Source organism: Streptomyces sp. TM32 (assembly GCF_004122755.1).
Lineage (GTDB): Bacteria > Actinomycetota > Actinomycetes > Streptomycetales > Streptomycetaceae > Streptomyces > Streptomyces sioyaensis.
The window spans coordinates 58,970-68,663 of the sequence record NZ_SDIG01000019.1; the positions used below are offsets into that span (position 1 = coordinate 58,970).

General features: G+C 69.5%; 12 protein-coding genes. 6 read left to right on the forward strand and 6 right to left on the reverse strand.

Features of this window, described 5'->3' with window-relative positions:
- The first annotated feature begins 8 nt into the window (after window positions 1–8).
- Entirely contained in the window at window positions 9–785 is a 777-nt protein-coding gene (gene pstB, locus EST92_RS07305) for a phosphate ABC transporter ATP-binding protein PstB (RefSeq protein ID WP_129246672.1), read from the forward strand.
- Window positions 786–925: 140 nt separating this feature from the next.
- On the opposite strand, the gene EST92_RS07310 is transcribed toward pstB, so the two are convergent.
- Both EST92_RS07310 and EST92_RS07315 read right to left on the reverse strand, forming a co-directional pair.
- Window positions 926–1,924, reverse strand: a complete 999-nt coding sequence (locus EST92_RS07310) for an inorganic phosphate transporter (RefSeq protein WP_129246674.1) — start codon at window positions 1,922–1,924, stop codon at window positions 926–928.
- Window positions 1,925–1,933: 9 nt separating this feature from the next.
- Window positions 1,934–2,554 carry a DUF47 family protein gene (locus EST92_RS07315; RefSeq protein ID WP_042162406.1) on the reverse strand — a complete coding sequence of 207 codons (621 nt, stop codon included), beginning with the start codon at window positions 2,552–2,554 and terminating at the stop codon, window positions 1,934–1,936.
- Between the two features lie 193 nt (window positions 2,555–2,747).
- Here EST92_RS07315 and EST92_RS07320 point away from each other — a divergent pair, with 193 nt between their 5' ends.
- Window positions 2,748–3,164 (forward strand): metal-sensitive transcriptional regulator, encoded by a 417-nt coding sequence (locus EST92_RS07320; RefSeq protein WP_129280115.1) that lies wholly within the window; start codon window positions 2,748–2,750, stop codon window positions 3,162–3,164.
- 48 nt (window positions 3,165–3,212) lie between these two features.
- Here the strand turns inward: EST92_RS07320 and EST92_RS07325 are convergent, their stop codons facing one another.
- A complete protein-coding gene (locus EST92_RS07325) occupies window positions 3,213–3,407 on the reverse strand; it encodes a hypothetical protein (protein ID WP_129246680.1) in 195 nt (64 codons plus the stop codon).
- A 143-nt stretch (window positions 3,408–3,550) separates the two neighbouring features.
- Window positions 3,551–4,417, reverse strand: coding sequence for a hypothetical protein (locus EST92_RS07330; RefSeq protein WP_129280116.1), 867 nt, complete (start codon window positions 4,415–4,417; stop codon window positions 3,551–3,553).
- Between the two features lie 171 nt (window positions 4,418–4,588).
- On the opposite strand from EST92_RS07330, the gene EST92_RS07335 reads away from it, so the two are divergent.
- Both EST92_RS07335 and EST92_RS07340 read left to right on the forward strand, forming a co-directional pair.
- Window positions 4,589–4,768, forward strand: a complete 180-nt coding sequence (locus tag EST92_RS07335) for a hypothetical protein (RefSeq protein WP_129280117.1) — start codon at window positions 4,589–4,591, stop codon at window positions 4,766–4,768.
- A gap of 245 nt (window positions 4,769–5,013) precedes the next feature.
- Window positions 5,014–6,618 (forward strand): FAD-binding oxidoreductase, encoded by a 1,605-nt coding sequence (locus EST92_RS07340; protein ID WP_129280118.1) that lies wholly within the window; start codon window positions 5,014–5,016, stop codon window positions 6,616–6,618.
- A 121-nt stretch (window positions 6,619–6,739) separates the two neighbouring features.
- On the opposite strand, the gene EST92_RS07345 is transcribed toward EST92_RS07340, so the two are convergent.
- Together EST92_RS07345 and EST92_RS07350 are read right to left on the reverse strand one after the other, a co-directional pair.
- Entirely contained in the window at window positions 6,740–7,465 is a 726-nt protein-coding gene (locus tag EST92_RS07345; protein ID WP_129280119.1) for a phosphatase PAP2 family protein, read from the reverse strand.
- A 205-nt stretch (window positions 7,466–7,670) separates the two neighbouring features.
- Window positions 7,671–8,675, reverse strand: coding sequence for a bifunctional lytic transglycosylase/C40 family peptidase (locus EST92_RS07350; protein WP_129280120.1), 1,005 nt, complete (start codon window positions 8,673–8,675; stop codon window positions 7,671–7,673).
- Window positions 8,676–8,901: 226 nt separating this feature from the next.
- Between EST92_RS07350 and EST92_RS32545 the strand changes: the two genes are divergently transcribed.
- Both EST92_RS32545 and EST92_RS07355 read left to right on the forward strand, forming a co-directional pair.
- Window positions 8,902–9,024 carry a hypothetical protein gene (locus EST92_RS32545; RefSeq protein WP_275540846.1) on the forward strand — a complete coding sequence of 41 codons (123 nt, stop codon included), beginning with the start codon at window positions 8,902–8,904 and terminating at the stop codon, window positions 9,022–9,024.
- A 299-nt stretch (window positions 9,025–9,323) separates the two neighbouring features.
- Window positions 9,324–9,632 carry a hypothetical protein gene (locus EST92_RS07355; RefSeq protein WP_006603970.1) on the forward strand — a complete coding sequence of 103 codons (309 nt, stop codon included), beginning with the start codon at window positions 9,324–9,326 and terminating at the stop codon, window positions 9,630–9,632.
- Window positions 9,633–9,694: the final 62 nt, after the last annotated feature.

A 9,694-nucleotide genomic window follows, 5' to 3' on the forward strand; every position in this document is an offset into this window, starting at 1 on the left:
TGATTTCCATGGCCAAGCGAATAGACGTCAGCGGCCTCTCCGCGTACTACGGCAGCCACAAGGCCATCGACGACATCTCGATGACCGTCGAGCCGCGCTCCGTGACGGCCTTCATCGGCCCGTCCGGCTGCGGCAAGTCGACCTTCCTGCGCACCCTGAACCGGATGCACGAGGTCACCCCCAGCGGCCGGGTCGAGGGCAAGGTGATGCTGGACGACGAGAACCTCTACGGCTCCGGGGTCGACCCGGTCGCCGTCCGCCGCACCATCGGCATGGTCTTCCAGCGCCCCAACCCGTTCCCCACGATGTCGATCTTCGACAATGTCGCGGCCGGTCTGCGGCTGAACGGCTCGTACAAGAAGAGCGAGCTCAAGGACATCGTCGAGCGGTCCCTCAAGGGCGCCAACCTCTGGAACGAGGTCAAGGACCGGCTGAACAAGCCCGGTTCGGGGCTGTCCGGCGGTCAGCAGCAGCGGCTGTGCATCGCCCGCGCCATCGCGGTCGAGCCCCAGGTCCTGCTGATGGACGAGCCGTGCTCCGCGCTCGACCCGATCTCCACCCTCGCCATCGAGGACCTGATCGGCGAGCTGAAGGAGCGCTTCACGATCGTCATCGTGACGCACAACATGCAGCAGGCCGCGCGCGTCTCGGACCGCACCGCGTTCTTCAACCTCGCCGCGGTCGGCCAGCCCGGCAAGCTGATCGAGATCGACGAGACCGAGCGGATCTTCTCCAACCCGTCGGTCCAGGCCACGGAGGACTACATCTCCGGCCGCTTCGGCTGAGCCGCGAGCGCGCCCCGGCCGCCACCGGCCGGGGCCGCCGCCACCAGCGTCCTGCGGTGCTGCATGGCGGTGCCACCGCAAGACGAAGGGCCCGCCCCTCTTCCCGGGGGGCGGGCCCATTGCTGTGTCCGAGCAGGTCGTCAGCCGAAGGCGAGCGCCACGAGCCAGTACGCGAACGCGCCCACCAGGGCCGCGGCCGGCATCGTGATGAACCAGCCCATCACGATGTTCTTGGCGACGCCCCAGCGCACCGCGCGCGGGCGCTTGGTCGAGCCCACACCCATGATCGCGGAGGTGATCACATGGGTCGTGGAGATCGGGGCCTGGAACATGAACGACGCGGTGTACATGACCGAGGCGGCCGTGGTCTCCGCGGCGAAGCCCTGCGGCGGGTCCAGCTCGATGATCCGCCGGCCCAGGGTGCGCATGATGCGCCAGCCGCCCGCGTACGTACCGAGCGAGAGGGTGAGCGCACAGGCCAGCTTGACCCATATCGGGATCGCCGCGTTGGGCTCCTCCGCGTCGGCGATGACCAGGGCCATCACGACCACACCCATGGTCTTCTGGGCGTCCTGCAGACCGTGGCCGAGCGCCATGCCTGCCGCGGACACCGTCTGGGCTATGCGGAAGCCGCGCTTGGCCTTGTGCGGGTTCGCCTTCCGGAAGACCCACAGGATCAGGACCATCACCAGATAGCCGAGCACCAGGCCGACGACCGGCGAGATGAACATCGGCAGGACGACCTTCTCGACCACCCCGGACCAGATCACGGTGGTGCCACCGGCCAGCGCGGCACCGACCATGCCGCCGAAGAGGGCGTGCGAGGACGACGACGGCAGGCCGAAGTACCAGGTGACGAGGTTCCAGACCACCGCACCGAGCAGCGCGGCGAAGAGGATGCCCATCCCCTTGCTGCCATGGGGAGTGGCGATCAGCCCCTCGCTGACCGTCTTGGCGACCCCGCTGCCCAGGAAGGCACCGGCGAGGTTCATCACGGCGGCCATTGCCAGCGCCGCCCGCGGGGTCAGCGCCCGCGTCGAGACCGAGGTCGCAATGGCGTTGGCGGAGTCATGGAAGCCGTTGGTGTACGTGAAACCGAGCGCGACCGCAATGGTCACGACGAGCGCGAAGGTGTCCATGGGAAGCGCTCAGGACTCCTTGACCGCGATGGTCTCGACCGTGTTGGCGACGTGCTCGAAGGCGTCCGCCGCCTCTTCCAGGATGTCCACGATCTGCTTGAGCTTGAGCACCTCGATGGCGTCGTACTTGCCGTTGAAAAGGTGTGCCAGCAGCTTGCGGTGGATCTGGTCGGCCTGGTTCTCCAGGCGGTTGACCTCGATCCAGTACTCGGTGAGGTTGGTCATGGTCCGCAGATGCGGCATCGCCTCGGCGGTCAGCTCGGCCGCCCGCGCCAGCACCTCGATCTGCTGGTCGATGCCCTTGGGGAGCTCCTCGACCTTGTAGAGGACGACCAGGTCGACCGCCTCTTCCATGAAGTCCATGATGTCGTCGAGCGACGAGGCGAGGTTGTAGATGTCCTCGCGGTCGAACGGCGTGATGAACGAGGAGTTCAGCTGATGGAAGATCGCGTGGGTGGCGTCATCTCCCGCATGCTCCGCCGCCCGCATCCGCTCAGCGATCTCCGCCCGGGCCGAGGCGTCCGCCCCGAGCAGTTCCATCAGGAGCTTGGAGCCCGTGACGATGTTGTCCGCGGAGGCGGCGAACATGTCATAGAAGCTCGTCTCCCTGGGGGTCAGACGAAAGCGCACGTGAAATCCTCGGGGTGCATCGGATTCGGTCGGGTTGATGCTAGGCGCATCATCCAGCCACTGCTAACCGGCATTCCTTCAGTGTCGCCCATCGAACAGCATGCTCTGCACGGGGTACCACACCTGCCCGCAAAGTTCGGTACCATATACCCACTAGGGGTATATGGACGCCTAGATATCAGGGGAGACGGCCATGACGACCATGGACGCCGACACCAACGGCGGCACCGCACCCACCACCACCCGCGCCACCCCGCAGCCGGACTCCGACCACCGAGGCGACGCTCAAACCGTGACCGATAACGCAGAGACTCCTCCCGCAGGCGGACCTCACGGCTACGCACAGCAGAAGGACGCACACATCAAGCGACTGCGCAGGATCGAGGGACAGATCCGCGGACTGCAGCGGATGCTCGAAGAGGATGTGTACTGCATCGACATACTCACCCAGGTCTCGGCGAGCACCAAGGGCCTGCAGTCCTTCGGCCTCCAGCTCCTGGAGGAGCATCTGCGGCACTGCGTCGCCGACGCGGCCGTCAAGGGCCCCGAGGCCATCGACGCCAAGGTCCAGGAAGCGACCAAGGCGATCGAGCGGATGCTGCGCACCTGAGCCGGCCGGCTCCCGGGCGCGGCCGGGGCCTGTCCGAGGAGTCAGGGCCTAAGGCGCCGGGGGCACCGGACGCCCGCGCCCGCCGCTCTCCCCGTCCACTTCCAACACCTCGTCGATACGGTCCGGGCTGAGCCGATCCTCGCTCGCGGCCGCGGCCGCGATCATCAACTCACCGGTCAGGTCGATCTCGACGAGGGCGATGTGGTCCTGGACCGTCGTAGGGCGCTGTCCGGCCACGTACAACACCTCCTCCTTCGAGCGCCTTCCCACGCCTCCGGTGGCTACCGTCAGCGTAAAGAGCGGCACACGCTCCGCGCATGGCACGGATGGACCATTTCCGCCATTCCGCATGCGCCCCCGTCATATGGCCCGTCGCCGCAACCGCACTACGGCGTGGCCGAAGCGATCTTCCCCGCATAGATGTCGCGCTCGTCCGGCAACTGCACCGTGATCGTGGTGCCGAAGCCGGACAGCTCCGTGGTGGAGACCACCGCCGCGCCCTGGGGCGCGCCGTTGGCGAAGCGGAACCACTGGCGCAACTTGCGCAGCCGTCCGGCCCCGTCCAGATACACGTCGAACGGCACCTCGTCGGTGGTGAATCCTTCCTCCGCGGCGACCAGCGCGGAGCGGCTGCGCGGCGACGCCACCTGGGCGGCCGCCTGGATGTCCGTCACTCCCCGATAGTGCCGCACCATGACGCCGTCCAGCCGCTCTTCGCCCTGATATGTCACATTCCGTGCGCCACGCAGGAGTTCGGCGGCGGCCAGCGGATCGGTCGCACCGCCGGTGACCAGATTCCCGTCGGCGAGCGAGGCGGTGGCGATCCGTACCCATTTGTCGGCCGGCACCCCGGCCCCGCGGTTCTTCATGAACAGCGCACCGGGCGCGAGGATCTCGGTGATCGGCTCATGGCCACCGTCGGCCCGGCCCGCCGGATCGGGCAGGACGACGCGCAGCCGCCCGGTGCTGGTGGCGAAGTCGTAGCCGCCGGTGCCGCGGATGGCGACGCGGGTGCCGCCGCTGACGGTCTCCATGGACGTACGCACCTGGGCGGAACGGGCCCGCACCAACGCGTCGGCGCTCTCCCTGACCTGCACGGCGGCAGCGGCGGCACCCCGGGCGGGCGGCTCCTGGTCGTCGGCCGCGGCACCGTCCGGGGAACACCCCGTCGTCAGCAGCCCGACCGCCAGCCCCGTCCCGCACGCCAGGGCCACGACGGCCGCGCCGCCGCTCCGCCTGTCCTGCACCACCATCGCGTACGAGCCCCCTCGGCCGCTGTCTTCGGGAACGGCCTGGGCCGGCCGGTCCGCTCGGGTGGGCCGGACGTTCCGCCACCGCCGCACCTGGCGTTCCGCCGACCGATCCGTTCAACGACTGTCAAGGGGGCTCGTCACGCACCGGCGGACGGGGCGTAGCGTGGCGGCGTGCCCGACCGAACGCCCCATGCGACCTCCACCACCGAACGCGGGTCCTTCTGCAGCGCCCGCTGTGCCTGTGGCTGGCGGGGGCCGGCCCGTCGCGCCCGCTCACAGGCGCGTACGGACGCCGAGCGCCATCTGGTCGACGCCGAGGCGGGCACCGCACCGCACGGCCCGCTGGAATGAGCAACTCCGTTCCGGGAACCCCCCGCGCCCGTACGGCATCTGCGTAGTAGGGGAGGCAACAACCCCGCGCCGGTAACGGACTTCAGGCTCGTACCGGACAACGCAGGACAGGAACGGGCACAGCGGTACGCGGGGCAGCGCGCCGCCGCACCGCCCGGATCCGTCTCCCCCGCACAGTCCCCGCATCTCTGCCGGTCCTCGGCGGGCGGGGCAGGACCGTACGACATCGAGGGGGATCCATCCCAGTGAAGCGGCGCACACTCCTGCAGGCCGGCGGCGGACTGGCGGCCACGTCGGTCGCCTTGGCCACCGGCTGCGACACCAAGACCGGCACGGCGGGCGCGGCCTCCTCCGCTTCCGTCACGGGGGCCGCGAACGGCACGGGTGCGGCAAACGCCAATGCGGCCGTCACCGGCGGCCGGGCCTCAAACGCCTCCTGGACCGCGCTCGGCAAGAGCCTGGACGGCAAGTTGATACGGGCGTCGGACGCTGCCTACGCGACCGCCCGCCGTCTCTACAACACCCGCTACGACACGCTGAAGCCATCGGCCATCGCCTACGTCAAGCACCCGGCGGACATCGCCGAGTGCCTCTCCTTCGCCCGGCGGCACGGCACCCCGGTCGCCATCCGCAGCGGCGGCCACTCCTACGCGGGCTGGTCCAGCGGCAACAACAAGCTCATCATCGACGTCTCCGCCCTCTCCAAGGTCGGCGCGCCGTCCGGCGGCATCACCCGCATCGGCGCCGGCGCCAAGCTCATCGACGTCTACGAGGGCCTGGGCCCGCACGGCGTGACGATACCCGGGGGCTCGTGCCCCACCGTCGGCATATCCGGGCTCACGCTCGGCGGCGGCCATGGCGTGTCCTCCCGCGCCTACGGCCTGACCTGCGACAGCCTCGTCGGCGCCACCCTCGTCACGGCCGACGGCAAGACCATCGACTGCGACAAGAACCAGCACGCCGACCTCTTCTGGGCGCTGCGCGGCGCCGGCAACGGCAACTTCGGCGTGGTCACCGAGCTCCGCTTCCGTACGCATCCGGCGCCCCGCTCGGTGATGGCCTACATGACCTGGCCGTGGTCCAAGGCGGCGAAGGTCGTGGCGTCCTGGCAGAAGTGGGGCCCCACGCAGGCCGACGAGATATGGTCCGCCTGCCATCTCGACGCCCGCCCCGGCGGCACCCCGGGCGTCTCCGTCGCGGCCTTCTCGCTGGGCAGCTACGGCGACCTGAAGAACGCCCTCGACAAGCTCGCCGACCAGGCCGGCGGCCCCGGCCCCGCCGCGAGCATCCACCTCACGCCGATCGGCTACCTGGACGCGATGGAGTCGTACGCGGGCTGCTCCTCCAAGTCCACCGCGCAGTGCCACATGCCGGGTTCGCTGCCCGGCCACACCGCCGCCGGCAAGCTGGGCCGGGAGACCTACGCCGCCCGCTCGCACTTCTTCGACCGCTCGCTGTCGACGGCCGGCATCCGCACCCTGATGGACCAGATCGAGCGCGGCAGCCGCAACGGCGTCGGCGGGAACGTGGCCATGACGGCGCTGGGCGGTGCCATCAACCGCGTCGGCCGCACCGACACCGCGTTCGTCCACCGCGGCTCGCGCTTCCTCGCCCAGTACTTGACGTCGTGGGGAGCCAATGGCTCCTCCACCAAGCAGACAGCCTGGCTGAATTCGTTCCACGACGCGATGCGCCGCTACTCCTCGGGCGCCGCCTACCAGAACTACACCGACCCCGGCCTGACCGACTGGAAGTCCGCCTACTACGGCGCCGCCACCACCCGGCTCACACAGGTCAAGCGGACCTACGACCCGCAGCGGCTGTTCAGCACCTTCCCGCAGGCGCTCTGAGACCGTCGGCGGACACACGGACGGCCCGGCCCCCGCGAGGGGTCCGGGCCGTCCGCGTCCGCCAGGTCTCATCCCTGCCGACGGGCCGTCAGGCCGCAGGCGCCGCCGGCCGCGGCCGTCGTCAGGCCGCCAGATCCTTGTCCCGCTCCTTGTGGCCGGGCGCCATCCCCGCGCCGGCGGCCACCACCCGGCTGCCCTCGCCGGGACCGCCGTCCCCGTCCGCGGCCTCGACGCCCGGCGCCCGCACCAGCCACGCCAGCTTCGACCTGCCGATCGCCGTCATCAGCGGCACCAGGAGCGCCTGCGCGAGCGGCGCGAGCAGCAGCGCGACGGCGGTGCCCAGGGCGAAACCGCCGATCACATCGGTCGGGTAGTGCACGCCCATGTAGACGCGGCAGAAGCCCTCGGCGAGCGCCAGTGCGATCCCGATCAGGCCGTATGTGCGATGGGCGACGAACAGGCCGACACCGACCGCCATGGTGAGCGTCGCGTGATCGCTGACGAACGAGAAGTCGCTCTTCCCGGGGATCAGCACTTCCAGGCCGGCATGGTCCTTGAACGGCCGTGGCCGCTCGACGAACGCCCGGATCGGGATGTTGGCCAGCAGCGCGAGGCCCGCGGCCAGCGGCGCCCAGACCAGCCCCGCGACGGCGGACGGCGCACCGGGCTTGCGGCGCGCGGACCACCAGGCGACCAGGCACAGCACCGCGAGGGCGGCGATGAGGCCGTACTCACCGATGTACTCCATGGCCGTGTTGACCCAGTGGGGGGCATCCTTCGCCAGGCCGTTGATGCCGTCGAGCACGTCGACGTCGGGGTTCGGCCCTTCGAATGCGAGTCCAGCCATCTGCCGCGGCCCCTTATCTTTCGCGCGCGCGAGCGCCTTCGTGTGCTGCCTGCCCCCGTGGTCGTCGAGCGGGTGCTGCTGCGAGCTCTGCTACGTCCCCACGCCAAGGAAACGCGATGCCCGCCCCTGGCGTTCCATTCTCTACCGGATGATCACCAGGACGTTATCGAAGCTTGATTCATCACTGCAGTTCAGGGCGCTATGTTCACGCAGCGTTCGTACCGGGGAGCGCTTTTGCGCCATCCGAGGTGACGCGGGTCGCACCGATGTAGTCCGGCGAATCGATCTTGTCGAACCGGATCACGGCCCCGGTGTACGGCGCATTGATCATGTAGCCGCCTCCCACATAGATCCCCACGTGGTGGATCGACCGAGGGTCGTTCAAGTTGTTGGCGAAGAACACCAGGTCGCCCGGGAGCAGCTCGTCGCGCTTCGGATGCGGTCCGGCGTTCCACTGGTCGTTCGCCACCCGTGGCAGCTCGATGCCCACCGAGTGGTACGCGGCCTGGGTCAGCCCGGAGCAGTCGAACCGCCCACCCTGGGCCGCCGTTCCCGTGCCGCCCCACAGATAGCGCGTACCGAGCTTCTCCTGGGCGAAGTAGATGGCCCCCGCGGCCTGCCGCGACGGCGCCACCGGTCCGGTCTGCGCCTCGAAGCTCTTCGCCAGGGTCGTGATCGTCTTCACGTAGTTCTGGGTCTCGCGGTACGGCGGCACCCCGTTGTACTGGATCACCCGATAGGCACCCGCGTTGTACGCCGCGAGCATGTTGCGCGTGGCGTCGCCCGGCGCGCCCTTCACATAGCGTGCCAGCTCGCAGTCGTACGAGGCCGCCGACGCGATCGCGTCCTGCGGGTCCCACACGTCCTTGCGTCCGTCGCCGTTGCCGTCGACGCCGTGCGTCTGCCACGTCCCCGGGATGAACTGCGCCAGCCCTTGCGCGGCGGCCGCGCTCTGCGCCTTCGGGTTCCATCCGCTCTCCTGGTAGAGCTGCGCCGCCAGCAGCGCGGGGGTTATCGCCGAACAGAGCGTCCCCCACTTCTGCACCTGCGACTGGTAGGCGGCCGGCACTGCGCCCTTCGCCAGCCCGAGGGCCCGCCCGCCGGCCCCGCCGAGCCCGGCCGCGACCGTGTACGTAGCGATCACAAGCAGCCCGAGCAGACAGAGCATCAGCCCTGCCCCGAGCCCACCGGCCACCCAGAATTTCCGCACGCACCAACCCTCCCCCATCCAGCCGCGGTTCACTGCCTTTTTCCGGCCGCACCCGCGCGCCCGCCCGCGTGAGTTACCGCACGGCGGTGCACGACACGGCGCAGGGGGCGGCACGGGGGGAGGCAGGGGGCACGTCATCCGCAACGCGATTCCGCTCACGGACGCGCCCGGAACACCGCCGGATGAGGGACACTGCACCAGAGCGCCCCGAGACAGGACAAGAGCCGTGGACCCGAACAACCAGAAGCAGCTGAACCGTCACCTGTGGTGGCGCGTCGCCTATTTCCTGTTCGCGATCCACCTCGTGGCGCTCGTCATGATCTTCGCCATGTCGCACGCACCCAAGTAGCCGCCGCATCCGGGGCCCGCGTCCGCCACCCGAACGGACCAGGGCCTCCGCGGCGCGCCGGACCGGCCACCGCCGCCTCCGATGATCATTGCTCAGGGTTATCGCCCGTGATACACACAGTGAGACTAGTCGGTTCAATGGACGGCGTGCGCCCACACATGCACGCCACTCCCACGGGATCCGTCAAAGAAAGGCGCCAAGTCGACAGCTGACGGCCCATTTGTCAGCGAAGATGGAGGCTGACCTGTACCGCGCCGGCCAGGCGCACAACTACCCATCAAGGGGCGGTGAGTTCATACATGTTCATTGCGGCCGAAAAAGGCGACATCACCACCATCATCGGCGGAATCGCCCCGGACTGGGGGCCGTTCGGGAGCCTGGGCAACGAGGCCCGCGTGATGATCGAAGTGGTCATGGCGGTAGCGATCCTGCTGTGCCTGGGCATCGCGATCTGGGGCGCCGCCAAGCAGCGCATCGGCGCCACCGCGCTGCGCGACACCTTCAGCGCCGAACAGGGCAAGGGCCTGATCGTGGCCGGCCTGACCGGCGTCTTCATCATCGGCTCGCTGGGGACGCTGTTCACCATCGTCTACGGCATGGCGGTCTAGCCGGGCAGCACCCTCTGGCGCACCCTGGCACGCGCCCGTCCCCGCGCCGCCCCTCATGCGCC

Coding starts and splice junctions, on each gene's coding strand:
- pstB (WP_129246672.1), top strand. CDS start 9: ATGGCCAAGCGAATAGACGTCAGCGGCCTCTCCGCGTACTACGGCAGC.
- EST92_RS07330 (WP_129280116.1), bottom strand. CDS start 4,417: ATGGTGGTGCAGGACAGGCGGAGCGGCGGCGCGGCCGTCGTGGCCCTG.
- EST92_RS07320 (WP_129280115.1), top strand. CDS start 2,748: ATGACGACCATGGACGCCGACACCAACGGCGGCACCGCACCCACCACC.
- EST92_RS07345 (WP_129280119.1), bottom strand. CDS start 7,465: ATGGCTGGACTCGCATTCGAAGGGCCGAACCCCGACGTCGACGTGCTC.
- EST92_RS07310 (WP_129246674.1), bottom strand. CDS start 1,924: ATGGACACCTTCGCGCTCGTCGTGACCATTGCGGTCGCGCTCGGTTTC.
- EST92_RS07355 (WP_006603970.1), top strand. CDS start 9,324: ATGTTCATTGCGGCCGAAAAAGGCGACATCACCACCATCATCGGCGGA.